General features: G+C 32.1%; 24 protein-coding genes. 20 read left to right on the top strand and 4 right to left on the bottom strand.

The window, feature by feature from the left end; genetic code table 11:
- Together J2S15_RS05885 and hydE are read left to right on the top strand one after the other, a co-directional pair.
- A complete protein-coding gene (locus tag J2S15_RS05885) occupies positions 1–549 on the top strand; it encodes a CueP family metal-binding protein (protein ID WP_307406353.1) in 549 nt (182 codons plus the stop codon).
- Between the two features lie 12 nt (positions 550–561).
- Positions 562–1,656 (top strand): [FeFe] hydrogenase H-cluster radical SAM maturase HydE, encoded by a 1,095-nt coding sequence (gene hydE, locus J2S15_RS05880; RefSeq protein WP_307406351.1) that lies wholly within the window; start codon positions 562–564, stop codon positions 1,654–1,656.
- 230 nt (positions 1,657–1,886) lie between these two features.
- Here the strand turns inward: hydE and J2S15_RS05875 are convergent, their stop codons facing one another.
- The gene (locus J2S15_RS05875) at positions 1,887–2,447 is read right to left on the bottom strand and encodes an RNA polymerase sigma factor (RefSeq protein WP_307406350.1); all 561 of its coding nucleotides are present in this window, start codon (positions 2,445–2,447) and stop codon (positions 1,887–1,889) included.
- A 698-nt stretch (positions 2,448–3,145) separates the two neighbouring features.
- Between J2S15_RS05875 and J2S15_RS05870 the strand changes: the two genes are divergently transcribed.
- The 3 genes from J2S15_RS05870 to J2S15_RS05860 all read left to right on the top strand — a co-directional run bounded on the left by J2S15_RS05870 (position 3,146) and on the right by J2S15_RS05860 (position 6,660).
- Entirely contained in the window at positions 3,146–4,471 is a 1,326-nt protein-coding gene (locus J2S15_RS05870; RefSeq protein WP_307406349.1) for an RNA polymerase sigma factor, read from the top strand.
- Between the two features lie 13 nt (positions 4,472–4,484).
- Positions 4,485–6,161: an InlB B-repeat-containing protein gene (locus tag J2S15_RS05865; RefSeq protein WP_307406348.1), complete on the top strand. Its 1,677-nt coding sequence runs from the start codon at positions 4,485–4,487 to the stop codon at positions 6,159–6,161.
- 139 nt (positions 6,162–6,300) lie between these two features.
- On the top strand, positions 6,301–6,660 hold the full coding sequence (locus tag J2S15_RS05860; protein WP_307406347.1) for an LPXTG cell wall anchor domain-containing protein: 360 nt from the start codon (positions 6,301–6,303) through the stop codon (positions 6,658–6,660).
- A gap of 189 nt (positions 6,661–6,849) precedes the next feature.
- Here the strand turns inward: J2S15_RS05860 and J2S15_RS05855 are convergent, their stop codons facing one another.
- Together J2S15_RS05855 and J2S15_RS05850 are read right to left on the bottom strand one after the other, a co-directional pair.
- Positions 6,850–7,272, bottom strand: a complete 423-nt coding sequence (locus J2S15_RS05855; protein ID WP_307406345.1) for an OsmC family protein — start codon at positions 7,270–7,272, stop codon at positions 6,850–6,852.
- Between the two features lie 4 nt (positions 7,273–7,276).
- Positions 7,277–7,846, bottom strand: a complete 570-nt coding sequence (locus J2S15_RS05850; RefSeq protein ID WP_307406343.1) for a TetR/AcrR family transcriptional regulator — start codon at positions 7,844–7,846, stop codon at positions 7,277–7,279.
- A gap of 176 nt (positions 7,847–8,022) precedes the next feature.
- On the opposite strand from J2S15_RS05850, the gene J2S15_RS05845 reads away from it, so the two are divergent.
- The gene (locus J2S15_RS05845; RefSeq protein ID WP_307406341.1) at positions 8,023–8,601 is read left to right on the top strand and encodes a DJ-1/PfpI family protein; all 579 of its coding nucleotides are present in this window, start codon (positions 8,023–8,025) and stop codon (positions 8,599–8,601) included.
- Positions 8,602–8,694: 93 nt separating this feature from the next.
- Here J2S15_RS05845 and J2S15_RS05840 read toward each other — a convergent pair whose 3' ends face one another.
- Positions 8,695–9,882 (bottom strand): TFIIB-type zinc ribbon-containing protein, encoded by a 1,188-nt coding sequence (locus J2S15_RS05840; protein ID WP_307406340.1) that lies wholly within the window; start codon positions 9,880–9,882, stop codon positions 8,695–8,697.
- 223 nt (positions 9,883–10,105) lie between these two features.
- Here J2S15_RS05840 and J2S15_RS05835 point away from each other — a divergent pair, with 223 nt between their 5' ends.
- From J2S15_RS05835 to J2S15_RS05770, 14 genes are all read left to right on the top strand, one after another.
- Positions 10,106–12,025 carry a BglG family transcription antiterminator gene (locus J2S15_RS05835; RefSeq protein WP_307406338.1) on the top strand — a complete coding sequence of 640 codons (1,920 nt, stop codon included), beginning with the start codon at positions 10,106–10,108 and terminating at the stop codon, positions 12,023–12,025.
- A gap of 149 nt (positions 12,026–12,174) precedes the next feature.
- On the top strand, positions 12,175–12,657 hold the full coding sequence (locus tag J2S15_RS05830; RefSeq protein WP_307406336.1) for a PTS sugar transporter subunit IIB: 483 nt from the start codon (positions 12,175–12,177) through the stop codon (positions 12,655–12,657).
- Positions 12,658–12,672: 15 nt separating this feature from the next.
- The gene (locus J2S15_RS05825; protein WP_307406335.1) at positions 12,673–13,452 is read left to right on the top strand and encodes a PTS mannose/fructose/sorbose/N-acetylgalactosamine transporter subunit IIC; all 780 of its coding nucleotides are present in this window, start codon (positions 12,673–12,675) and stop codon (positions 13,450–13,452) included.
- Entirely contained in the window at positions 13,449–14,267 is an 819-nt protein-coding gene (locus tag J2S15_RS05820; protein ID WP_307406333.1) for a PTS system mannose/fructose/sorbose family transporter subunit IID, read from the top strand. Before J2S15_RS05825 ends, J2S15_RS05820 begins: the two co-directional genes overlap by 4 nt.
- A 9-nt stretch (positions 14,268–14,276) precedes the next feature.
- Positions 14,277–15,137, top strand: a complete 861-nt coding sequence (locus tag J2S15_RS05815; RefSeq protein ID WP_307406331.1) for a ChbG/HpnK family deacetylase — start codon at positions 14,277–14,279, stop codon at positions 15,135–15,137.
- Between the two features lie 24 nt (positions 15,138–15,161).
- The gene (locus tag J2S15_RS05810) at positions 15,162–15,578 is read left to right on the top strand and encodes a PTS sugar transporter subunit IIA (protein WP_307406329.1); all 417 of its coding nucleotides are present in this window, start codon (positions 15,162–15,164) and stop codon (positions 15,576–15,578) included.
- 81 nt (positions 15,579–15,659) lie between these two features.
- Entirely contained in the window at positions 15,660–16,391 is a 732-nt protein-coding gene (locus J2S15_RS05805; RefSeq protein ID WP_307406327.1) for a tyrosine-protein phosphatase, read from the top strand.
- Positions 16,392–16,398: 7 nt separating this feature from the next.
- Complete coding sequence (locus J2S15_RS05800; protein ID WP_307406325.1) at positions 16,399–17,370, top strand: MBL fold metallo-hydrolase; 972 nt, start codon at positions 16,399–16,401, stop codon at positions 17,368–17,370.
- Positions 17,371–18,720 carry an MATE family efflux transporter gene (locus tag J2S15_RS05795; protein ID WP_307406324.1) on the top strand — a complete coding sequence of 450 codons (1,350 nt, stop codon included), beginning with the start codon at positions 17,371–17,373 and terminating at the stop codon, positions 18,718–18,720.
- A gap of 190 nt (positions 18,721–18,910) precedes the next feature.
- A complete protein-coding gene (locus J2S15_RS05790; RefSeq protein ID WP_442319962.1) occupies positions 18,911–20,236 on the top strand; it encodes a replication-associated recombination protein A in 1,326 nt (441 codons plus the stop codon).
- Between the two features lie 389 nt (positions 20,237–20,625).
- On the top strand, positions 20,626–21,489 hold the full coding sequence (locus J2S15_RS05785) for a PRD domain-containing protein (protein WP_307406322.1): 864 nt from the start codon (positions 20,626–20,628) through the stop codon (positions 21,487–21,489).
- A gap of 61 nt (positions 21,490–21,550) precedes the next feature.
- Positions 21,551–22,936, top strand: a complete 1,386-nt coding sequence (locus tag J2S15_RS05780) for a PTS transporter subunit EIIC (protein WP_307406321.1) — start codon at positions 21,551–21,553, stop codon at positions 22,934–22,936.
- Positions 22,936–24,333: a glycoside hydrolase family 1 protein gene (locus tag J2S15_RS05775; protein ID WP_307406320.1), complete on the top strand. Its 1,398-nt coding sequence runs from the start codon at positions 22,936–22,938 to the stop codon at positions 24,331–24,333. Before J2S15_RS05780 ends, J2S15_RS05775 begins: the two co-directional genes overlap by 1 nt.
- An 89-nt stretch (positions 24,334–24,422) precedes the next feature.
- Positions 24,423–25,925: a sialate O-acetylesterase gene (locus J2S15_RS05770; protein WP_307406318.1), complete on the top strand. Its 1,503-nt coding sequence runs from the start codon at positions 24,423–24,425 to the stop codon at positions 25,923–25,925.
- Positions 25,926–26,087 lie beyond the last annotated feature (162 nt).

Below are 26,087 nucleotides of genomic sequence, written 5' to 3'. Positions count from 1 at the left end.
ATGAATGCAAAAAAATCTAGTGTGATTATACTATTGGTAATTGTGATTGGTGTTGTTGTTTATTGGCAACAGGGAGAGGAAAATCCTGTTCTTGCAAATTATAAAATAGAAGGTACTACTGCTGAAAAACAAATCGCATATTTAGAGGAGAAATCACAAAAAAGTGATGAATTTTCTGCCTCTATTCGAAATGATAGAATTATTTATACCGAAGGTGATAAAGAGTATGAAGAGGCATTTTCGCAAGATCTATTTTATGTCTCTTTTGCACCATATATTTATAAGACACATGATTGCTTTTATCATAGTCTAACATCTTGCCAAGGTGAACTGGTAAATGAGCAAATTCATATTCTTATTGTTAATGAAAAAGACAATGTAATTTTTGATGATAATGTAACAACGAATGCAAATGGATTTTATGGAGTGTGGTTAGAAAAAGACAAATCATATACTATTAACATTCAAAAAGATGAAGCAGTTGGTGCTGCAGTATTTGAAACAGATGAAGAATCACCTACTTGTATTACTACAATTAAATTACAATAACTTTGGTGTGATATGATAGATGAAATACTAATGAAAAAGCAATGGAGCAAAAAAGATTTGATTTATTTATTAGAATTAAGTCAGGAGGAGGATATCAAAAAACTTTTCCAATACGCTAATAAGATAAGAATTCAATATGTTGGTAAAGAGGTGTATTATCGAGGCTTGATTGAGTTTAGCAATATTTGTAATAAAGATTGTCTCTATTGTGGAATACGAAAAAGTAATACAAAAGTGATGCGCTATCAAATGGAAAAAGAAGAAATTTTGCGAGAAGCACTTTGGGCTTATCAAGAACAATATGGATCAATAACATTACAATCAGGAGAACAAACAAATTCTAATTATGTAAAATTCTGTGAGGATATAATCTTAGAAATAAATAAAAAAACTAAACATGCACTCGGCATTACAATATCTATGGGAGAACAAGAAAAGGAAATCTATCAAAAATGGTTTAATGCAGGAGCAAGTCGTTATTTATTAAGGATAGAAACAAGTAATGAATTATTGTATCAAAAGATTCATCCCCAAAATGAGAACCATTCTTTTCAAACAAGACTAGCATGTTTGCGTTATTTGAAAGATATTGGATATCAAGTAGGTAGTGGAGTTATGATTGGAATACCAGGGCAAACTTGTGAAGATTTAGCAAATGATTTGTTATTTTTTGAAAGAGAAGATATCGATATGATTGGCATGGGACCCTACATTGAACAAAAGGATACTCCGCTTTATCAGCAAATAGAAAAAGTAGGTTATCCAATTTTGCGAGATAAACAGTGGCGTTTTCAAATGAGTTTAAAAATGATAGCAATTGCAAGAATTTTGCTAAAAGATGTCAATATTGCGGCAACAACAGCATTGCAGGCGCTTGACCCTTTGGGACGAGAAAAAGCATTAAAAGCAGGAGCAAATGTATTGATGCCAATCATTACGAATGAGGAGCAACGACAAAAATACCAATTGTATGATCAAAAACCTTGTATTAATGAAACGGCAGCGCAGTGTAAAGAATGCTTACAAAGACGTGTACTCAGTATTGCAAATGAGATAGGATATGGAAAAAAAGGAGATTCAACTCATTTCTTGAAGAGAATCAGGTAAGTTAAATCAACGAAAAAAGAAATATATATATCATATATACTGAAAGAGCCTATAACGAAATCTATTAATCAAATGATTAATGATAGGAGTTACAGCTCTTTTTTCTTGGATTCTTGCCAAATATTAGTAAAATATCTTTCATTAATGAAATTTCAAATGTGCATACCTTATATTATAGGTGGAGTGTAAAAACAATTATATAAACACTTTATTAACTAGCTTATTTTCTATTATATTGGCATTACATGATGCTTGGATAATTCTACTTTTAACTGTTTTTTAGAACGATGTAGTCGACTTTTCACAGTACCAACAGGAATACTCATAATACCTGATATTTCATCTATACTAAATTCATTTATAAATCTTAATAAGCAAACTTCACGCATTTCTATAGGGAGCTTGTCTATTTCTTTTAGAATCAATTCAAACAGTAATTTGTTTCTTATGATATCATTTGAGTCACTTTTTTGATCAGAATAATTTTCTAGTATAGTTTCTCCGTGTCTTGTAGTAGAATTTCGCTTGTTTTTGCGATAAATATCTAAAATGTTATGATATGCAATTTGATATAACCAAAAGTTAAATGAGCGAACATCTCTTAATGAAGCCCTATTTGCAATTACTTCAATAAATGTATTTTGAACTGCTTCTTCACTATCTGCCTCATTGTGTAATATACTTACTGCAAGGTAATAAATTTTATTCTGATACCTACTAAAAATTTCAGGAAATACATAATCATCTCCATCTTTGAATTTTTGAATCTTTTCTTCCCTTAACCTAGTCATAATGTTGTCCTTCCTAGACTAAGTGGCAGATAGTGAAGAAGGTTTATAGTGGTTTTGAAAGTTAATTGTAGTTGGATCTTGCTTCTAGATTCTAAACAGATGTTTTTAAAATATATTGAGAATAATCGCCTTAATTCTTTCTCTTTTTTATTCCATCTCTCACATCTTCTGCCCTTAGTACAATCTTGTCCTTTACATTAACTAGTCGAAAGTACTAAAGCTTTCGTTCATTATGGTACAACTGTTCGGTAATGCTGAACGTTTAAATTAATTAGTAGTTCGACATATATATTTAATACTCTTTTATATCTATGGTTACAGTGAAAAAGATAAATATTTATTGCTAAGATGAAATAATAAGTGAACGATATGATATTTTATTACGACTAAGATATAGGTAGGCAGACATATTTATACTATACTGGCGTCTAACAATGTATTTATTGTTTGACGTTTTATGTTTGAAATGAAGTAAAATTATATTTAAATGAATATCAATTATTATTTGAAAAACAATTTAAAATGACAAAATCATAAAAGAACCGAAAAAATATTTTCTTATTGTGTCTTAATAATAGTCTGGTATCAATAAAATATAAGTATGACTCTATTAGTGTTAATTTATGGTGAATAAGCTGAGCGATATAAAACATTAATGGACACAGGGAGGCAAAGATTAGAAAGGAGGGCATGTAGTTTTGAATGAACCTAATACGGTTTCAGAAGAAACGATTTCTAAGGCCATGCAAGGCGATACTGAAGCATTTTCAGAAATTTATAGAACTTTCTATAAACGAGTGTACTTTATGGGGGTTCAATACTTTAAAAATGAAGATACAGCAAAAGATGTTGTACAGGAAGTATTTATTAAAGTACACAAACAAATTCATACATTAAAAACACCGAAAGCATTTAGTTCTTGGTTGCATGTTTTAACATATCGGATATGTCAAAACCGTAATCGAAGAAAGTTAGTAGTGTATGAATTATCAGATGATGTTCAAGTTGAAGATTTTGCAGATACGAAGAAAGTAGATATTGTTGATAAGATTGAAAATGAAAGAATAAAAGAAGTGATCATGAGTTCTCTAGATGGTATGAGTGATCAGTTGCGAATGGTTGGTGTACTTAGGTTTTTTGAGGAACTGAAAATTGAGGAAATATCAGAAATTCTTGATGTTCCCAAAAGCACAATTGGAACTAGACTAGTGAAAATAAAAAAGATACTAAGAATCGATTTGGAAAAGCATGGAATCCATAATAATTATGGATTTGCAATACTTACACCTGCATTAATGTATGAGGCATATGAGTTACTTTTTCAAAGATATGAATTAGGAATAAACGAAGCATCTGCAGAACGTATCTTACTGATTGCAATCGGTGGTGGGGCAGCCACTGCGACATCAGCTGCAGGAGGAATTACCTTTTTATCAAAAGTTATTATTGGAGGATTAACAACTGCTACTGTTTTAGGTGGTGGTATTTTGTTGAGCAAAAATAATAATGTTGAAGAAAAAAATATTACATTTGATCCACCGCCAATGGAAGAGATGTTACCTGAAATTCCAGTAGCAAAAATAGAAGATATTAATTATGATCCAAATTGGAGAAACTCAGTTCTCGATATTGATGTTACAACGACCAATAGTAATTTCGATAAGATTCTAGTAAATGAAATAGAGACACTTCAAATTGATAACAATGGAACATACGTTGTTAAACTATTAAAAGATAACGATACAATTGATGAGAAAGAGATTACAGTCACAATGTTTGATCGAAATAGTCCAGTTGCTACAGGTACTACAGAAGGTGATACATTTGTTATTTTATTGAGCGATGATCTTTCAGGAATTGACTGGGGAAGCATTACTCATTACAAAAATGGTGTACTGGCGAATGAATATGTAATGGATATAGAGAATAGTAAACTTATTATTCAAAATGACAATAATTATTCTACCCATGAATTATTTGTTAAGGATAATGCTGGGAATGAACTTAATATTAAAATTCAATAAGTAAGGAGAGAACATGAAAAAATATATAAATATGCTTATCGTAATAATGATTGGAATTAGTATTATAGCAGGAGGAAATACATCAATGAATGCTGCAGGTGATACCATTGGCGATGTATTCGCAGACGATGTATTAAAAGCGTGTGTTATCAACAATGCTTATGGGAAAGGATTTACTGAAGACACTCCAATAGAAGATGCAGCGAATTATTATAATGCTACACTTGCGTGCAGTAATGTGAATGGAAGAGCCAAGGATTTAACAGGTATTGATCGATTAACTAAAATTCATACGGTTCAGTTAATTGGAGCAAATATTCAAGATTTTACACCTTTGAAAAATATGACACAGCTTACAAAAATTGACGCGAGTAATAATGGAATTACAGATGATGTACTGGCAACATTAGAAGGTGCTAATTTACCTAATTTAACAATTTTGACATTAAACAATAATAAAATTAGTGATTTATCACCAATCGCAGATCTAACATCGATAACAATGCTAAACTTGCGTACAAATAATATTTCAGATATTGAGCCATTGAAAGATATGACAGGTATGTGGGATTTAAATCTTGGATATAATAATGTAAGTGATCTTACTCCAGTAGAAAATATGCCTTCAATATATCGACTATATTTTGCTGATAACCAGGTAGAAAGTCTAGAGCCGTTAAGAGGAACACAAACATTGGGAACCCTTCAATTTTCAAATAACAAAATAACTGATCTTTCACCAATTGAAGAGAATATAAATCTATTTAACATCATGGCAGATGGTAATAAGATTTCTCAGATTAGTCCTGAGATGTATGATATAGTTAAAGACTTTAGCCATTTTGCTTACTTTAATAACCAAGCAGTAGAATTATCAGAAGTAAGTATTTCAAATAATCAAGTTGTGATTGATAATCCAATTAAAGTGAATGGTAATTTTGTAATGCCTACAAACATTTCAGATGGTGGTACTGTTTCACCTGACAATAGCAAAATCACATGGAATTTTAGTGGTGTTGTTCCACAACAAGTAAGTTTCGATTTTTCTGAGGTTGTCAATCCTGGTGGAGATGGAACTAGAACGCTTTCTGGAAATGCAATTGTTCCATTGGCAGAGTACTTCACTGTTTCTTATAATTCGAACGGCGGTAGTGCAGTAGCAGATGAAGTTGTTAGAAAAGACGCATTAGCTACAATGCCAGCAATACCAACAAAAACTGATTTTGATTTTGAAGGATGGTATGAGGATAGTGCATTATCACAACAGTGGGATTTCAATACTGCGATAACTAGAGACATGACATTATATGCAAAATGGACTCCAAAAGTTACAACTGCAAATTATAAAGTAGAACATTATCAAGAGCAAACCGATGGTACTTATAAATTAAAAGACACAGAGACTTTGTCTGGCTTAATTAATGCTACAGTGAATGCTTCTCCAAAAACATATACAGGTTACACATATGACAGTACAATAAGTGGAACAAAAGTAAGTGGTACTGTAGCAGGTGATGGAAGTTTAACGTTAAAACTTTATTATAAAGCAAATATAGTAGTAAATAAGAATGCCTCATATAAAGTAGAACATTATTTAAAAACAAACAGATGGATTAGTTACATTAAAAGATACAGAAAATCTTACAGGGGAAATTGGAAAAACAGTAACTGCAATTACAAAGACATATGAAGGATATACATATGACAGTACAATAACTGGAACGAAAGTAAGTGGTATTATAGTAAGTGATGGAAGTCTAACATTAAAACTTTATTACAAAGCAAATGTAAGTGTAAATGAAACTGCGGCATATAGAGTAGAATATTACTTGCAACAACCAAATGGATCTTACACACTAAAAGATACAGACAACTTCTCAGGAACAATTGGTTCAGTAGTGAATGCGAATATAAAGACATATAATGGTTATGTATATACAAATTCAGTAAATGGAACCAAAATAAGTGGAGTGATAGTAGAAGATGGAAGTCTAGTATTGAAAGTTTACTATCGTAAATCACCTTTATCTTTTATCGTTAATCCTAGTACTGCTACAAAAGACGGTATAAGTATTAGTCAGAGTGTTCAGACTGGTGATGATACTAATAATGCATGGTATATAGGAATGGCAGGTATTTCATTGCTTATAGTTTTATATGGAGTTAGACGAAAGAAGTCAAAAATATAACAATAACCAATATCTTATAAAGAACATTCTATTAGTGAGTGTTCTTTTTCTAATTTCTTACAAATAAAAAAATAATTATATATTATGCGTGATCATCTATTATGAATTTATATGACAGATAATATAAAACCGTATAAGTTTATATTTGCTTATACGGTTTCTTCAATTATATTAATACGTTATTTTAGATTATGAAATAGATACATCAAAATCTATTGTTACATTACCTTTAATCATTGACCAAACTGGACAAAATGATTCCTCTGAAATTTTTAGTGCATGTTGTACATCATCTTCAGATAAATTATTAGCTTTTATGTTTAAGTCGACATGCATGTGCTCCAATGCCTTTGGATGACGTTCACGAACAGTCCCATTAACATTTATTGAAATGCCATCTACTGTTTTCTGCATTTTATGACGTAAAAGGCTTAAGATAGTTGTGCTGACACATGAAGCAAAACTTGCCATAAGTAACTCGAGAGAAGTATAGCCATTTCCAGTACCAACAGGTGGAAAATAATCTATTATTAATTCAGGATTATCACGTGCTGTAGCGCTGAACATTGCTTTATCATCTATTGTTTTAAGTTTTATATTTATAGTATCCATATGGTTACTCCTTTCTAATTTTATCTTTTGAACTTGATGCAACTTCAAAAATCATTATAATTTCTTCACGTATTTCATTATCAGATATCTCCTCATTTAAGAGAATAATCCGTTGGATAATTGATGTGATTGATCGACTAATAAATTTTGCCCATTGTTTTGATCCGACAATGTCTTGATATTGTTTCCAACTATTATCATAAGTAGTCTGCTCCCAGTCCAATAATCTTTCTCTACACTGTCCACATTCCTCAAATCCAAGCCAGGTTTTCATGGCTAATCGATAAATGATACGTTCATCTTCAGTAAGGTGTTTCTTTTGAATAACCATCAATGTAGAGTATTCTTTTATATCCACATTGGTAGGCAACTGTTCCCATAGACGCGATACTAATTCAATAAATGCTTCACCCACAACACAATCATATAAGATTTCCTTGTTTTTATAATAGTAGTAAAGCGTTGGCATTTTACAGTTTGACATTTCGCAAACCTCACGTAATGCCGCACCATGATAGCCATGTTTATCAAATTGTTTTCTGGCATTAATAGCAATTGTTTCTTTCATATTCATTTTTCGCACCACCTTACTTAATAGTTACTTATATATCGCTATATATATAAATTATCAAAAATAAGATGATGTGTCAACTTGATTTAAATACTTCATGTCAAATTTGACTATTGTTTGAATACTTAAATATCGCTATAATACTTCTATATAAACTACTACAGTGAAAGGATGTTAATATGAAAATTCTACTTTTATGTTTAAACGCATTTGAAACAATGGAATTAAGTCCCTTTATTGATGTAATGGGTTGGGCTCGTGATGACTATGACTGTGATATTGAAGTTGATATTTGTGGTTATACTAACATAGTAAAAAGTACATTTGGGGTTTCTATAGAGACAGATATCTTAATTGATGATGTGGTAATTGATGATTATGATGCTCTAGCAATCCCAGGTGGGTTTGAAGAGTATGGATTTTATAATGAAGCTTATAATGAAAAGACATTAAAACTGATTCAAGACTTTAATCAAAAGCAAAAAATAATTGCTTCCGTATGTGTAGCTGCTTTTCCTTTAGCTAAAAGTGGAATTTTAAAAGATAAAAAAGCTACCACATATCATCTTAGAGGTGGATATAAAAGAAATGAGTTAGCAGATTATGGGGTTATCTTGGGCGATGAATGGCTGGTTGTTGATGACAATATAATAACTTCCTCTTGTCCAAAAACTGCTGTTGATGTAGCCTTTCAATTACTAGAAATGTTAACATCAAAACAAAAAGCTGTTGAGGTTAAAGCGGCAATGGGTTACTAATTAATTTATCCTGTAGTATTAATAATCAAACAAAAAGGGGAATCGACTTCCCCTTTTTGACTGTTCTATTCTAAATAATTTAAGAATAATTAATTAATCTAATCTTCGAACTCCACCAAATGGTTTTAATAATTCTCTAATCGCATCAAATCTTCTTTCTGCATCTTTTTTTAGTTCTTTTTTCTTCTTGGCTTTATCTCCAATTAGAAAACCAGGCATATCAGATATCTCATCTAATTCTGCATTAATAGCTTTATGCTCAGCAACCAATCGTTCATATTCAGCAGCATGTTCCTCACGATATTTTTGAAAGTTTTGATTCGCAAGATCAACTTTATCATAGTCTACCTGTTTAATTTGTGCTCTTAGTTCTTTGTTTTCACTGACCAATGCTGACATTTCCGCGTGTGGAAGGGTTTTATCTTTTACATATTCTCCTTCTTTGGTTTTCCTGTTAATTTTATATTCATAACTTCCTGAATATATCATATCTGAGTTAATATCGATTAATTCTTTTAGTGCAATTGTTTTATTATCAAAATCCGTTTGATAATGATCAATTGCAACTAACAGCATTGCTCTGGCACTATTGCTTTTGTTGATATATTCTTGCCAAAGGATACCAGTTTTCTGAGAATCTGGTAATCTAAGGAATCCTTTCGCATTGTTATATATTGATACTCCTGCTGTATACAGTTTGGAACTCATATGTATTAGTACTTCACTATTAAGCGGTTCATCATTTGTGTTTTTCATAGTACCTAAAAAGTTATCTGCTTCAGTTGCTAATAAAGCCATTGCTGAAGTTAGCTTTTCTGATGACTGTGTTGTCCAGTTATTTGTATCCACATTTGTACATTTATCAATAACAGCATTACATAGTTCTTTATAAGTTTCAGCTAGTTCTACTCTATATTCATTTTTATTCTTAGGACTATTTTCTATTGCTTTTTCAAAAGCAAATGTAGTTTCCTTTATTCTAATATTATCAATAGTAGATAAATGACCAGAAGCCTTTCCTTTTAATTCCCAAGCTTCATAATTATCTAACTTCACTTCTAATATTTCATTTGCATAGCGCAATGTTTCCTCGTAGTTTGCATTGTTATAGGCAGTTTTCGCTAAGATCAATAGGTTTGTTAGATCTTTACCACCAGTGTTGGTTTGTTCATTCACAAATACAATCTTTGATCCACAATACATACAAAATCCTTGTTTTAAAGCATCATCAAGTTGTACGTCTCCACCACAACTTTCACATTTTACATTAATAAATGGCATATGTTCTCCTTTAATTTTTCTATGAAATTATTATAGCATATTGAGCAAATTAAATAGTAATCAATTAAGTTAAGGTGTGACCTTTGAACATACATCTAATTTTTTAAATTAGTGTTTTGCGCAACCATTGATGAAAAAGAATGAATTATATATAAGGAGTGCATGTTATATTATAAGAGTAAAAGACTTAAGTTAGATTGTCAGTATAAAGGGGACAAAAGTTATGGAAAAATATCGTAATATCATGATGAGTGAGAGACAGAAAAAGTTATTGATTGATTTGTATAATTCGAAAGGAGAATATTTATCAGCGAAAGAATTGTCTAGTAAATATAATGTTAGTGCTAGATCAATTCAAAATGATATCAGTGAGATTAGAAAAGTTATAAGTAACTATGACTTCTTAAGTATTACTTCTATATCATCAAAGGGTAGTAAATTGAATGTAGAAGATGAAAAAGAGATGGAGAAGTTATTGGCAGCTGTAGATGATGTGTTAAAGACTCAGGTGTTAACTTCTAAGAAAGATCGTATCAACCGTATTGTATCTATTCTTTTCAATTCAAAGCAAGGAATCACAATTGACCATTTAGCAGATCGCTTATTTGTTTCGAAGTCAACTCTAACTGGGGATTTGAAGTTGGCGAAAGAAATGTTGGATCGTTATGATGTAAAGATTGCCAATAAACGTAACAAAGGAATTCTGATTGTCGCTAGCGAAGCGCAAATCAGAAAATGTATTATCAAAGAAAATATTGATATGTCACAGACCTATACAGAATATTTGGGAATTGGACAGATGTCAGAATACACTCCTAAATTAGGAGATATTTTAGTAAATACATTAACGGAGTATAAGTATCGTATTTCTAATATTGCATTACAAAATCTTATTGTTCATTTGGATATTATTGTGAGAAGAATTAATGATGGATTTTATCTGAATGAAAAGATATCAGAAATTAGTGAATTGGATGAAGAAATTGAAATAGCGAAAACAATCTTTAAAAAGTGTACAAAGATCTTTAATATTCCAATTGTAGACAATGAAGTAATTAAACTTGCAGTGTATTTGAAAGGGAAATCAGATTATAATGAGGAATCTTATATTACTACAGAGATTGATGATTTTGTATTGGACAGTATGATTGTGATTAAGCAGAAGTTTGGATTTGATTTTATTGACAATTTTCAACTTCGTATTTCTTTGGCATTACATATGATTCCATTACTTACAAGATTGAAGTATGATATTCAATTAAAAAATTCATTACTTCCTCATATTAGAAATACCTATCCATTAGCATTTGATATTGCATCGCTTGTTTCATTTGAATTACAGAAAAAGTTTAACTATAAAATAACTCAAGATGAAACTTCGTATTTTGCGATATATTTTAATAATGCTTTAGAGTCTTATAAAAAGACGGATCAGAAGAATACGTTATTAGTAATTAGTTCGCTTAAACGAAGTGAAACCTTATTACTGAGAGAACGGATTAAGTATTTGATGGGAAATGCGTTTTCTGATTTGAATGTTGTGAATGTATATGATTTAGACCAAGTAAATTTTGATGATTATACCGTTGTGTGTACAACGGAAGATAATGATTTCTTCTTTGATAGTGATGTGCTTCAGATATCACAATTCCCAGGAGATGAAGATCGACGTAATATCATGATGGCAATCGATGGGTATACGAGTAAAGAAGAAATACTAGAGTTATTTAAACGTGAATCATTTTATGTGGGGAAAAGTAAAGGGAAATCAAACATTATTAAAACATTATGTAACTCGATTCATGGAGAGGATACTGAGAAGCTGATTGAACAGGTACAGGCACGGGAGATGATGGGTGGTACCTATTATGGGAATCGTGTTGCCATGCCGCATACAATGTATCCAACGACCGATAAAACGCATATTGCAGTAGCGATATTGGAGGATGATTTACTGTGGGACAACAGTGGAAATATCGTAAAAATTGTATTGTTGATTAGTGTCGAAAAAGATAATCCAAAGGCTTTTAATTTATGGACTTATTTATCTGAATTCAGTAATAATGAAGCCTTTGTAAGCTTGATTTTAGCAAACCCAAATTATGAAAATTTTATTAGTGCATTAAGTGTTGCAATTAAATAATTGCGTAAGTATTAGCGAAATTAGTTGAATTTATAAATTTAAATTGAGTGCTATATTGTAGATGTAAAGGTTGCCAGTGGTGATACACGGCCGTTATTAACTACAGGCAAAACTTTAGATTTATGCATAAACAGAAAGGATAGAATTATATGATTAAAGCTTTAAGAGTAGATGAAAGATTAATTCATGGACAAGTAGCAGTTACATGGTGTTCACAACTTAACATTACAAATATCGTTGTGGCTAATGATGAAACTTCTACTGATGAAGTAAGTGTAATCTCACTGAAGATGGCTGCACCTAATGGGGTGAAAGTAGCTGTAAAAACTGTGAAAGACGCAATTACGTTACTTAAGGATCCTAGATGTGAAAAATTAAATATTTTAGTTTTATGTAAGAATCCATTTGATGCTTTAGAAATCGTAAAAGCAGTTGAAGAAGTTCCATATGTAAATGTTGGAAACTTTGGAATGCTTTCTGATAAAGAAAGTAGAGAGATGTTATCAACATCGTTCTATATCAATGAAGCAGAACGAGTGGCATTCAAAGAAATTGCTGAGTTAAAACCTGAGTCAAATTATCAGATGACACCAACGTTAACTCCGCAAAGTTTAAGTAAATTAGTAAAATAAAAAGGAGAAAAAATTATGGGTATTGCATTAATCGTTGCCCTTACATATTGGGTAATATTTGTTATAGATGAGTCATTCTCATGGCAAGCACTGGTACGTCCAATCGTTACTGGACCAATTGTTGGTTTGGTATTAGGGGATTTGGAAACTGGTTGTATTATGGGTGGTATGTTAGAAGCTATCTATATGGGAATTGTAAGTGTTGGTGGGGGAGCACCTGCTGATGCGTTTGGATCAACAATTATTTGTACAGCATTTGTTATTCATGGTGGATTAAGTATGGAAGCTGGATTGGCATTAGCAATTCCAATTGGAACAGTTACTGCACGTATTCCTCAAATTATTCTTCCATTACATGGTATTTTCGTAAATATGTTTGATAGATTTGCAGCAGAAGGAGATTCAAAGAAATTCTGTTTCCTTCAACAACTTTACCGTTTCGCAATTGGTAAAACGGTACAAGCAATCGTTATTTTCTTTGCTGTGTGGTTAGGAGCTGATGCAGTTCAAAATGTATTTGCAGTATTACCAGATTTCGTATTGGATGGATTATCAGTAGCAAGTAAAATGTTACCAGCAGTTGGGTTAGGAATTTTATTAAGTATGATCTTTAATAAAGAACAAGGAGGATTCCTGTTTATTGGATTCGCCCTTGCAGCATATCTTGGTTTAGGTACAATGGCAGTTGCTGTTATTATGGGAGCAGTTGCAGTAATTGTATTCTTCTCTGACGTAGCTAGAAGTAATGAAACAGTGAAAGCGTCAGCATCAAGTGAGGAGGACTTTTTCGAATGAGAAAAGATGGATTAACGACACAAGAAGTAAAAGATCTGAAACAAATATGGCGCAGATCAAACTTGATTAATGGGTCAATGCAGGCAATCAAACGTCAGGGAATGGGATTCTGTTATACCTTAATTCCACTACTTGATCGAGTATATAAAGATGATGAAGAAGCACGTATTGAAGCGATGCAAAGAAATAATGAATTTCTTAATTCACATGCCAGTACAGTAACATTCTTAATGGGACTTACGTATGCACTTGAAAAATCGAAAGCAGAAGGTGGACCAGTTACTGGTGATGTTATTCGTAACATTAAAACATCGCTTATGGGACCTCTTGCAGGAATTGGAGATTCGATTTTCCATGTTACATTAAGAGTTGTTGGGGCAGGTATTGGGATTACCTTTGCAGAGCAAGGAAATCCATTAGGAGCACTAATCTTCTTACTAATTTATGGAGGATGTTTCCAAGTTATTAAATGGCCACTTATTAAGGCAGGTTATACTGTAGGGACAAAATATTTAAATGATTTATTTGAAAAAGGATTGATACACTCAATCACAAAAGCAGCATCAATTCTGGGATTATCAATGGTTGGATGTTTAACAGCAACACTAGTTAGTGCACCAACAACACTGGCAATTACCTTTGGTGAAGCTGAAGTATCACTTCAGGAAACTTTAGATGGAATTCTTCCTAATGGATTATCACTGGTAGTATTATTTGTGGTTTATTGGTTAGTTAAGAAAAAAGTATCAGTAGTAAAGATTATCTTCTTAATTATGGGATTTGGAATTCTAATGAATTTCTTAGGCGTAATGTAAGGAATCATCTTGAAGTTAATAGTTAGAGCCGATGATTATGGGTATACCAAGACTCATAATGATGGAACAATCGAGGCAATTGAAAATGGAATTGTAACTGCTGTAGATATCATGTTTGATACACCGGGAACGATTGATGGATTGGAAAGAATAAAAGACTATCCTTGGATTAGTATTGGTTGGCATTCTCATTTCTGGGGAGCACCAATCTTAGATCCATCACTGATACCATCTATGGTTAATGAAGAAGGAAAGTTTAAGTTTCGAAAAGACCAAAAGTTAAAAGCTGAGTGTGTGTATGATGAGGTATATGCAGAATGTAAAGCACAGATGGAATTATGTATTAAATATTTAGGTAAAGTGCCTGATGTTGCAACGATTCAAGACAATGGTACAGAGTTTGAACGTGCCAGAAAACAGATTTGTGAAGAGTATGGAATCGTATATAACTTCTTTAGTAAACCTGATTATGAAGGTAATTTGATAGAAGCTAGGGAAGAATATAAGGACTTAAATATCTATATGCCAAACCAGCCAGCTACGGTATATAAGGTTTGTTACAGTGATGAATATTCAAAGCGAAGTGAATATAGTCCTGTAAACTACTATACCCAAGATCAAGGTGACCTTCTAAGCAAAGAAATCACATTAACGGCATGGCATCCAGGATATTTAGATTACTATGTGATGAGCGAATCTAGATTAGGTGAAGCAAGAGTAACAGATGTGAAAGCACTATGCAGTGAGGAATTGAAATGCTGGATAGTAGATAAAAAAGTTGAATTAATAAATACACGAGATGCACTATATAACACAAATGAGTATCAGAATCATTTGCGAAGCATTCAGAGTGATTTGTTGATTAAGTAATAGTAGAAAGGGTGAAGAATGTTGATGAAACTAATAATTGCCACACATGGAAAGATGGCAGAAGGTTTAAAAGATACTTTGGAACTAATTGGAGGTCCAAAAGATAATATCTATGCAATGTGTTTCTATGTTGAGGGAAAGAGTTATTCTGATGAAGAAATCGATCAGATATTTGAAGATGTTTCAGAAGATGAACATTTGATTATCTGTACGGATATTCAATATGGAAGTGTAAATCAAATCTTCATGAAACGTATTCTTAAATATAGTGACAAGAATATCACACTTCTTAGTGGTATAAACTTACCCTTACTACTCGAGTTAATTTCTTGTCAGAAAGAAATTACTCAAGATGTAATAAATGAAATCGTTGAATCTGCTTCAAACCAACTAACGCAAGTGAATTGTTGTCTTGAAAAGGAAGAGCATGATTTCTTCTAAATAGACAAGAAAAGTATCCTATATCCGTGGTAGCAGTAATCCTCCGCAAATAATAGGATACTTTCTCTTTATGGAGGTGTGATGAATAATTTTAGAGAACTGAGTGGATTAGAAAGCATTGATGGATATAGAATCAAACAAAGTAAGTTATTTCGTTCTTCAAGTATTCATAAGTTTAGTGATGAAGAGTTACAGTATTTAAAAGGTATGAAACTTGATTACTTTATAGATTTAAGAAGTAATGAAGAAGTAGAAGCAAACAGTTATAAGGTTGAAGGAATTGGTTATCTGCATCTGCCATTTATTCGTGAATATAATTCCATTGAAGATTTCTTTTATAAAGAAAAGTTGGAAGCTGCAATTACCAGTGAAGAAATATTAGATGTAAGCAAAGTAATTCATGATGCTTATAAAACAATGCCATTTCATCCAATGCTTAAAGAGGTGTTTGAACTAATGAAAGAAGATAAAAGTATTTTATTTCATTGTAGTGCGGGTAAAGATCGAACTGGTGTAATGGTGGCAATTGTTTTAAAACTATTGGGGATTCGCGAAAAGTATATTCTAGAGGACTATTTACTTAGTAACAAAGGAAGAAAAGAGCGATTATTAATAAGAGCAAAAGCAAAAAACTATAATGAGAAACAAACGACTGCATTTTTGAAAAGTAATATGGTTAGTGAAGAACTACTGGATTCTATGTATGAAAGTGTTATCAATAAATATCAGTCATTTAGTGAATACTATATGAAAGAGTTTGGATTGAGTTATGAAGATATTGACTTAATAAAAAGCAACTATTTAGAAAGGTAAGGTAACTATGAAAGAACCAAGATATATAAAATCAAACTTAAAATCAAAACGAATTGTATTTGAAGAAGAACATCCAATACGATGGTCGTTTATGAAAGTATTAAGAGAGTATAGTACATTAAAACAGGAGTTTGCGATTAATCCTTATGTAGAAGTATATAAGTTCAGAGATAACTTATATTGCCTTTACAGTGAAAGTCTTGATGGTGCTGGTGATCCTTGGATGTATGTAATAGAAGGACCAAAGAAAGCAATGTTAATTGATACAGGATTTGGAGTTGGTGATTTAAAAGGATTAATAAAAGAACTGATTCCGAATAAAAAATTGATTGTTGTAAATACCCATGCTCATTTTGATCATGCATATGGTAATGCTCAATTTGAACGTTGTTATTGTCATGAAGCGGAAGTAGAACGAATGAAGAAAACCAACAATGATAAGATATGGGATTATTTATTTGATGAAAATGGAAAACCTATTTATACTGAGTTTGACCGTAATGATCTTATTGAATATCACGAGTATGAGATTGTAGGAGTAAAGGATGGACATATCTTTGATTTAGGTGATGGATATGAAGTAGAGGCAGTTCATCTGCCAGGACATACACCAGGGCAATGTGGATTCTATGATTTAAATAATAAGACAATGTTTATAGGTGATACAACTGGAATAGGTCGGATCTTTGAAGGTGAACCATTTACTGAGTTTTGTACAGTTACTGCACTAAGAGATGCGTTAGTAAAATTAAAACCTCGATTTGATGAAATGAGTGGAGTGTTTCCAGGTCATGGGATGTTAGATCAGACACCAACGGTTCTGCAGTACCTATTAGATACATGTAATCAGATTATTGATAATCCTTTAAACTTTGATAAAGAGATCGTAATGGAGCGACATGGAACAGTACAAAAGATGTATAAGAAAAATATTCATCAAGGTACTGCGTTACGTTATAAATTGGAGAATGTTAAGTAGTTGAGAAGTATAGGAAGAGATCTTAGCGAAGGATCTGTAGTTAAAGGTTTATTAGTATTTGCACTTCCAATGATATTAACTAATTTGGTTCAACAGCTATATTCAGCAGTTGATTTATCTATTATTGGATTATATGTTGGTAATGTTGGAACGGTTGGAGTGGCAACAGGAAGTGAATTTCTAGATTTTATGACACCTTTATCAATGGCCTTTTGTATGGGTGGGCAAATCTATATGTCACAGTTGGCAGGACAGAAAAATGATCAGCAGATTAGAGAAACTGCTGGAACCTTATTTACAATCATGATGGGATTTTCACTTCTTTGTATTGTGTTTGCTGCACTCTTTCATATTCAGTTATTAGAAGTGCTGAATTGTCCAAGCGAAGCAATGAATCAGGCAACCGATTATATGATTATTACAGCAATCGGAATGCCATTTGTCTGTGGTTATAATGCTTTGTGTGCATTACTACGAGCAAAAGGTGAGAGTAGGGCACCATTACTATTTGTAATTGGTGCAGCGATTATGAATGTTGTAGGTGACCTGTTCTTTACAGGGTATCTGCACATGGAAGCATCAGGAGTAGCAATCGCAACAGTATTAGCACAAGCAACCTTGTTTATAATTGCAAGTCTTTATGTTTATCGATATTTTGATGTTCGTTATAATCGACAATTTATCAAAATACACAAACAACCTTGCCGAGTAATTGTTAAGCTAGGAGTACCACAAATTATTCGATCATTATCTGTACATGGTTCGATGTTGTGGGTGAAATCCAATGTAAATACCTATGGTGTAGTTGCCAGTGCAACTTATAGTGTAGGCAATAAGATTGAGAAACTATTGAATGTCTTTGTCTGGGGTGTTGACCATGCAGCAGGTGCAATGATTGGTCAAAGTTTTGGGGCGAAGAAAATCAAAAGAATCAATAGAGTTATATACTCAACATTAGCTTGTTCACTAAGTTTAGGGATTGTAATTCTTATGTTATTCTGGAGTATTCCAGAAATATTACTAGGAGCATTTACTACGAATGAAGAAGTTATAGCAATGGGAGTAACATTCCTAAGGATTGTCAGCATTGGTTGTCTAACCTCATCAATTGCCAATAGTTTTAAGGCAATCATAACCGGAGTAGGTGCAGCAAACTTATCGTTTGTAGTAGGAGTGCTTGATGGAGTATCACGTATTCTTGTATGTATCATTTTCTTTTCTATATTTGACCAAGGACTTCAAAGTTATTTCTGGGGTGCAGCACTTTGTCAACTGCTGCCAGGGATAGTTGCATTTATATACTTTAAGAGTGGAATATGGAAGAAAAAGAAACTATTGTCTGAAGCATAAAAGTCTGATGAATCATCAGATTTTTTTGTTTCTATTATACGAAAATTGTTATAGAATAATTTGAATTTTAAAGATACAATTAAGTAAACAATATTGATTTTATAAATACTCACATTTTTGAAATGAGCATTCACTATGAAAGTTACAAGAATAGAATTGACAAACCTGTTATACTAAAGAAAAGGTGGTGATGTTAGTGAAACAACATACATTATTTGATGATCGTCAAGATCATATACCATTAGCTACACGCTTACGTCCAGAGACTTTGGATGAATATGTTGGACAAGAACATCTTTTAGGAAAAGATAAATTATTACGACAATTAATTGACCAAGATCGTCTTTCTTCGATGATTTTTTGGGGACCTCCTGGTGTTGGGAAAACAACCCTGGCGAATATTATTGCGAAAACAACAAATGCACATTATATTGATTTTAGTGCTGTTACAAGTGGGATAAAAGAAATCAAAGAAGTGATGAATCGTGCAGAGTTGGATCGTCAGGTTGGAAAAAAGACAATTGTTTTTATCGATGAGATTCATCGTTTTAATAAAGCACAACAAGATGCTTTTTTACCATTTGTGGAAAAGGGGAGTATTATCCTTATTGGGGCAACTACTGAGAATCCTTCCTTTGAACTGAACACTGCCGTCTTATCACGTTGTAAAGTATTCGTCCTTCATTCTTTAAACCAAGAAGATATTGTTGCTTTGCTGCAGATTGCATTAAATAGTGAAAAAGGACTTAAGTCTTTTCAGGTACAAATTGACCCAGAGCTTCTTGAAGTATTAGCAGGTTTTAGTAATGGTGATGCTCGCGTTGCTTTGAATACTTTAGAGATGGTGGTATTGAATAGTAAACAGGAAGATGGCAAAAGTATTGTCACAAAGGAAATTGTAGAACAATGTACAAGTAAAAAATCTTTGTTATATGATAAGAAAGGTGAGGAGCATTACAATATTATCTCTGCTTTACATAAGTCAATGCGTAATAGTGATGTTGATGCTTCTATCTATTGGTTAGCAAGAATGTTAGAAGCAGGAGAAGATCCACTATATGTGGCACGTAGAATTGTTCGCTTTGCCAGTGAGGATATTGGGATGGCGGATAGTAGAGCACTGGAAATTTGTGTTGCTGCTTATCAGGCATGTCATTACTTGGGAATGCCTGAGTGCAATGTTCACTTAACACATGCTGTTACTTATCTGGCATTAGCACCAAAATCAAACGCTTTATATATGGCTTATAATCAAGCGAAAGTAGATGCAAATAGTACGTTAGCGGAACCAGTGCCTTTACAACTTCGCAATGCACCAACAAAACTAATGAAAGAACTCGATTATGGAAAAGGATATCAGTATGCTCATGATACACAAGAGAAGATTACCATGATGCAGTGTTTACCAAAATCACTTCAAGGTAAAGAGTATTACCATCCAACAAATCAGGGAAGTGAAGTAAAGGTTGCACAAAGATTACTGCAAATTAAAGACTGGCGAAACAGCCATAAATAAGAAAAAATAAAATACTAAACTGCTTAAAGTATGATGATAGAAATCGTTGAATAGTTATATCATCATACTTTTTTTAACCCATATATAATTTGTTGTGAAATGTGAAGAGATTTCAATTTGCTATTGACACCGCTTACATGATGATATATTATGAAATTGTATTACAGGGGTTACTCTTTAGAGGCTTGACTAGAGATACAGATTTTTAATAAGCATATATGCAAGTTAATGATGTGTCATATGGTAGTAGCTAGCGAAGAGTTTTTTTATTTGAATGCCATATGAAAAAGAGTTATATGTAATGATTATCTATATGAATTAGGATTAATAAAACAAATATATCTGTTTTGATTTCCTACATGTATTAAAATCGATGAGAGGTGAAGTTCATGCGAGTTATAAAACACATCAATAATAATGCAGCAGTGTGTATAGATGATAACGGTTGCGAATTAATTGCTTTTGGCAAAGGAATTGGATTTCCTAAAATCCCTTATGAAATTAGTGATTTAGATATTGTGGATCGAACGTATTATAATGTAGATCCTATGTATTATGAGGCAATGAATACAATACCTGAGAAAATACTTGATGTTACTGCAGATATTGTTGAAATTTATAAAACACATTCTGCAGAGCCGGTAAGTTCTAATCTGGTGTTTACCTTAGCTGATCATATTAATTTTGCAATTGATCGATGTAAGAAGAATATTACGGTTCCTACACCGCTGCAGTACGATGTACAGTACCTTTACGAATTAGAATACAATGTTGGAATAGAGGCATTGAAAATAATTCAAAAGGAGTTGGATGTTCATTTACCTAAAAGTGAAGCTAGTAACATTGCATTACATTTTATAAATGCTGGAACAGTTTCATCGAATTTAAATCAACATACATATATTGATCGAGTTATTGATGATATTACGGATATCATCGCCCAGTATTTCAGAATTTACATTGACAAGAGTACATTCAATTATTCACGCTTTGTTTCACATCTGCACTATTTATTAAAGAGAAGTGAGAAGGGAACATTAATAGCCACTGATAATAAAAAGATGTTTGAGTCAATTAGTAATGAGTATCACGATACTTATGAAGCAGTATTAAAAATTAAAAATTATCTATATGAAGAATTAGGGATAGAACTTAACCAAGAAGAAATGTTATATCTGATTCTACATGTAAATCGCTTATGTGTTCGCGAGGATTGTAATCGAAAGAGCGTCACCCCAACACAAGACGAATAGTATAAAGTATATTATTTTATATTCGTTTTGAGTTGGGGTTTTTATTTAAAGGAGAAAAATTATGGCAAAGAAAAAATACGAAGAATTATCAGATCAAATTATAGATTTAGTAGGGGGAAAGGGAAACGTTTCGTATCTTGCGCACTGTATAACAAGATTACGTTTTACAGTAAAAGATAAAAGTAAAGTAAAAGATAATGAGATAGAAAAATTACCTGGTGCAGTTGGTATCAATTGGTCAGGAGATCAATTACAAGTTATCATTGGTCAGAATGTTGGTGATGTTTATAAAATAATATGTGAAAAACATGACTTTGAGATGAAAAGTTCAATCAATGAAAATTTAGAAGATAAGAAAAAGGGATTTAATTTAAATACTATTTTTGATAGTATCTCAGGTTGTGTAACCCCACTATTACCATTATTGATTGGTGGAGGGATGATTAAAGCAGTGTTATTAATTTTGCTTCAATTAAACTTAATGACACCAGAAAATCCAACTTATATAGTTTTATCATTTGCAGGAGATGCAGCATTCCATTTCCTTCCAGTCTTTATTGGAGCAACAGGAGCAAGAAAGTTTGGAGCTAACATGGCATATGGGATGCTAATTGGAGCAACCCTGATTCATCCACAATTCATTGAGATGATAACAAGTGGAACACCACTTTCAATCTATAGTATTCCAGTATATGCAACTACTTATGGAAGTACAATATTCCCAATGATTTTAGCAACATTTATACTGTCATATGTTGAAAGATTTATAACAAAGTATACACCTAAAATTGTGAAATCAATGGTTGTTCCATTGTTAACATTATTGATTATGCTTCCATTAACATTATGTTTATTAGCACCACTAGGATCTATTTTAGGAACATATATAACTGATTTCATTATGTGGTTATATGATACAACTGGCTTCTTTGCTGTTGGAATTGTTTGTGTTTTGTATCTTCCTCTATGTCTTACAGGAATGCACACAGCAACGCTTCCAGTATTATTTACAATGCTAACTACAGTTGGATATGACCCATTACTTGTTATTGCAAGTATGTTATATACAATTAACCAAGGTGTAGTAGCATTATTATCATCCGTAAAAACAAAAGATACAGAAGAACGTTCTGAAGCATTAACTTGTACATTTACATCATTTGTTGCTGGAATTTCAGAACCAGCATTATTTGGATTTACTTTAAAGAATAAACGATTAATTTATGCTTCAATGATTGGTTGTTTCGTTGGTGGTTTATATGCAGGTATTACCAATGTATATTGTTATGCCATTGCAGGTACTGTAGGATTCTTAGGATTACCAGGATTTGTTGGACCAGATTCAATGAATCTAATAAATATGATTATCGCAATTATCATTTCTGGTATTGTAACATTTGGTTTAGGATTTAAATTTGGATATAAAAAAGAGGAGGTAACTGAGTAATGTTAAGAAAAGACTTTTTATGGGGTGGATCCGTATCCAGCATGCAAACAGAAGGAGCATGGAATGAAGATGGTAAAGGTGAATCGAATTATGATGCAAGAGTAATCAAAGACGGTCATTCTGACTGGAAAACAGCAATTGATTTTTATCACAGATACAAAGAAGATATCAAACTGTTTTCTGAAATGGGGATGACAAGTTATCGTTTCTCTATCTCATGGGCAAGAGTTTTACCGTTTGGTGATGAAGAAGTGAATGAAAAAGGATTGGACTTTTACGAAGATGTAGTTGATGAGTTAATAGCAAATGGAATTGAACCAATTGTCTGCATGCATCACTTCGATGTACCAAATAAATTAGTTCAAGACCATGGAGGATGGTGGTCAAAAGAGTTCATTGAATCTTTTAAACGACTTACAATCGCAGTAGTAGATCGACTTGGAAAAAAAGTAAAGTATTGGTTTCCAATCAATGAGCAAAATGCCATGATGTTCTCATCAGCTTTGTTTCCTTCAAGCGATTTAGCACAAAACGATGTAAAAGGAAGAGATAGAAGATCAACTCAATCAATTCACAATGCTCAAGTAGCAGGAGCATTCTTAAGAAAATATGTTAAGGAAGTAAATCCAGACGCACAAGTTGGAGGAATGATTAGCTATGCTCCATTCTATCCGGTAGACTGTAATCCAGTAACGATTAATAAAGCGAAAAGAATTCAGGAAGCATTTAACTTTTTAACACTTGATCCAATGGTATTAGGTGAGTATTCTTCAGAAACATTAGCTTCTTGGAAACGTTATGATATTATGCCTGATATGAGCGATGATGAGTTAGAGTTATTGAAGAATAACACATCAGATTATATTGGATTCAGTTATTACTCATCTCGATTAGTAAGTGATCAAAGTGCAGATGATAATAATCCTACTGAAATGGAAAATATTATGATAACAATGATGAGTAATAAAATGGAAAAGAATCCATATTTAGAACAAAGTGAATGGTCTTGGACAATTGATGAAGTTGGTTTAAGAACATCATTAAATGATATTTATCGTCGTTATAAGAAACCTATTATCATCTTAGAATGTGGGTTAGGAGTGGAAGAAACCCTAAATGATGAAAATACAGTAGAAGACGATTATCGAATTGAATATCTACGCAATCATATTAATGAAACGAAAAAGGCAGTTGAAATAGATGGTGTTGATTGTTTTGGATTCTTAACTTGGGGACCAATTGATATATTGAGTTCACAGGCTGAAATGAGAAAACGTTATGGATTTATTTATGTAAATCGTGGTGAAACAGATTTAAAAGACTTAAATCGTTATAAGAAAAAAAGTTTCTCATGGTTTCAAAATGTAATTGCATCAAATGGAGAAGATTTGGGATAATATAAATAAAGTAATAAACCGACTACTAAAGAAATATAATTGAAATATTTCTTTAGTAGTTGTGTATAAAAAATATAAGGATGAAAAATATGAAACTAAGATTAGATGACATTTTTACTTCTGGAATGGTTTTACAACATGGAACACGAATAAACATTTTTGGTGAAGGCAATAATGATGAACTAGTAACAGTTTGTATACAAGATAAAAAGGCCTCAGCAATCGTAAAAAATAATCGTTGGATTGTGGAACTTTCAGATTTGAAAATAAGTGAAGATGAACGATTGGTTGTTTCTACACAATCAGAATTGATTGAGCTAAACAACATATTGATTGGGGATGTTTATTTTCTAGCTGGACAATCGAACATGGAGTTTAGATTTGAAGATTGTGAAACAGTAAATAAAGATAAAAAGAATAGTCAAAATAAATATATAAGATATTATGAAGTTCCCAGAATAGAGTATGAAGATGATACTGTGAAGATTCCTGATTTACATAGTGAAGGATGGCAAGAGTGTAATGAAGAAACAGTTTTAAAGTTTTCAGCAATCGGATATTATGTTGCTGATTTTCTTCAACGTGATACAAACATACCAATTGGTCTAATTTCAGTAAATAAAGGTGGAACTTCTGCTTCTTGCTGGATGAGTGAAGATTATCTGAAACAACATGAAGAAATTAAAGAAACATACTATGATGATTATTATGATTCAATTGCTGATCAAACTGATGAACAGGAAGAACTTGAAATTGCAAAGTATAGAAAGCAACTTCAAGAATATATACAGAAGGTTGAACTTTATAAAAGTAAATATCCAAAAAGAACTACAAATCAATTGAAGAAGGATGTTGGACATACTCCTTGGCCCGGTCCAAAGGGGAAGAAAGATTTTTGTCGACCTGCAGGACTATATCATACTATGTTTGAAAAAGTATCTATGTTTTCAGCGAAAGCAGTGATTTGGTACCAAGGTGAAGAAGATACTAAAAGAGCCCATTTATATTATCAGTTATTAAACTTACTAATAAATAATTGGCGTAAAGATATGAAGAGTGACATTCCATTTATCATTGTTCAATTACCTGAATACCGTGATGATAAAACAGATGACTGGCCAATTGTAAGAGAAGCACAAAGACTAGTGTGTGAAGACAAAGATAATTGTTTCCTAGTTGTGGCAATGAACTGCGGTGAAGAATTTAATATTCACCCTGCTAATAAAAAACCATTAGCTAAGCGTATTTATATGCGAATAAAAGAAGTTTTCTATGATGAAGATTTTGATGGTCATTCGCCATATATAAAAAAAGTAGAAATTGCTTCTAATACTGTAATAGAATTTGACAAGGAACTAATCAGTGAAAAAAAACAAGAGTTTACCGTTGAGAGTAAAGGTAAGCAAATAACTATTGTCGGAGAGATAACGGAGAATAAAATTATATTCAATCATAATTTAGATGGAATAATTAGTTATGGATTCATTAATTACTGCAAGGTAGGTATTTACGGGAAGAATGGATTACCAATATCTCCGTTTCAAATTAATATTTTAAATATAGTTAATAATAATTTTAATATCCATCGTTAAACAAACTTATTATTTCAAATTATTATGTTCATAACCCAATTGTGAATAAACTGAAAGGGGTTGCAAAAAATAAAATGTAGTGATATTATTTGTATGTAAAGTTCGTTACCTTAATAGGGCGATTACTTGACATAACATATCAACTAGGTGATATTCCTCGGA

The organism is Breznakia pachnodae (assembly GCF_030814225.1).
Classification (GTDB): Bacteria; Bacillota_I; Bacilli_A; order Erysipelotrichales; family Erysipelotrichaceae; genus Breznakia; species Breznakia pachnodae.
The sequence above is the reverse complement of the archived record's forward strand: the minus strand, read 5'-3'. Positions and strand labels throughout refer to the sequence as shown.

What these genes read in the sequence shown, in the direction of transcription:
- hydE (WP_307406351.1), top strand. Translation starts at nt 562, where the DNA reads ATGATAGATGAAATACTAATGAAAAAGCAATGGAGCAAAAAAGATTTG.
- J2S15_RS05875 (WP_307406350.1), bottom strand. Translation starts at nt 2,447, where the DNA reads ATGACTAGGTTAAGGGAAGAAAAGATTCAAAAATTCAAAGATGGAGAT.
- J2S15_RS05840 (WP_307406340.1), bottom strand. Translation starts at nt 9,882, where the DNA reads ATGCCATTTATTAATGTAAAATGTGAAAGTTGTGGTGGAGACGTACAA.
- J2S15_RS05785 (WP_307406322.1), top strand. Translation starts at nt 20,626, where the DNA reads ATGCGAGTTATAAAACACATCAATAATAATGCAGCAGTGTGTATAGAT.
- J2S15_RS05850 (WP_307406343.1), bottom strand. Translation starts at nt 7,846, where the DNA reads ATGAATATGAAAGAAACAATTGCTATTAATGCCAGAAAACAATTTGAT.
- J2S15_RS05835 (WP_307406338.1), top strand. Translation starts at nt 10,106, where the DNA reads ATGGAAAAATATCGTAATATCATGATGAGTGAGAGACAGAAAAAGTTA.
- J2S15_RS05820 (WP_307406333.1), top strand. Translation starts at nt 13,449, where the DNA reads ATGAGAAAAGATGGATTAACGACACAAGAAGTAAAAGATCTGAAACAA.
- J2S15_RS05865 (WP_307406348.1), top strand. Translation starts at nt 4,485, where the DNA reads ATGAAAAAATATATAAATATGCTTATCGTAATAATGATTGGAATTAGT.
- J2S15_RS05855 (WP_307406345.1), bottom strand. Translation starts at nt 7,272, where the DNA reads ATGGATACTATAAATATAAAACTTAAAACAATAGATGATAAAGCAATG.
- J2S15_RS05810 (WP_307406329.1), top strand. Translation starts at nt 15,162, where the DNA reads ATGAAACTAATAATTGCCACACATGGAAAGATGGCAGAAGGTTTAAAA.
- J2S15_RS05800 (WP_307406325.1), top strand. Translation starts at nt 16,399, where the DNA reads ATGAAAGAACCAAGATATATAAAATCAAACTTAAAATCAAAACGAATT.
- J2S15_RS05885 (WP_307406353.1), top strand. Translation starts at nt 1, where the DNA reads ATGAATGCAAAAAAATCTAGTGTGATTATACTATTGGTAATTGTGATT.
- J2S15_RS05805 (WP_307406327.1), top strand. Translation starts at nt 15,660, where the DNA reads ATGAATAATTTTAGAGAACTGAGTGGATTAGAAAGCATTGATGGATAT.
- J2S15_RS05845 (WP_307406341.1), top strand. Translation starts at nt 8,023, where the DNA reads ATGAAAATTCTACTTTTATGTTTAAACGCATTTGAAACAATGGAATTA.
- J2S15_RS05770 (WP_307406318.1), top strand. Translation starts at nt 24,423, where the DNA reads ATGAAACTAAGATTAGATGACATTTTTACTTCTGGAATGGTTTTACAA.
- J2S15_RS05830 (WP_307406336.1), top strand. Translation starts at nt 12,175, where the DNA reads ATGATTAAAGCTTTAAGAGTAGATGAAAGATTAATTCATGGACAAGTA.
- J2S15_RS05825 (WP_307406335.1), top strand. Translation starts at nt 12,673, where the DNA reads ATGGGTATTGCATTAATCGTTGCCCTTACATATTGGGTAATATTTGTT.
- J2S15_RS05780 (WP_307406321.1), top strand. Translation starts at nt 21,551, where the DNA reads ATGGCAAAGAAAAAATACGAAGAATTATCAGATCAAATTATAGATTTA.
- J2S15_RS05790 (WP_442319962.1), top strand. Translation starts at nt 18,911, where the DNA reads ATGTTAGTGAAACAACATACATTATTTGATGATCGTCAAGATCATATA.
- J2S15_RS05775 (WP_307406320.1), top strand. Translation starts at nt 22,936, where the DNA reads ATGTTAAGAAAAGACTTTTTATGGGGTGGATCCGTATCCAGCATGCAA.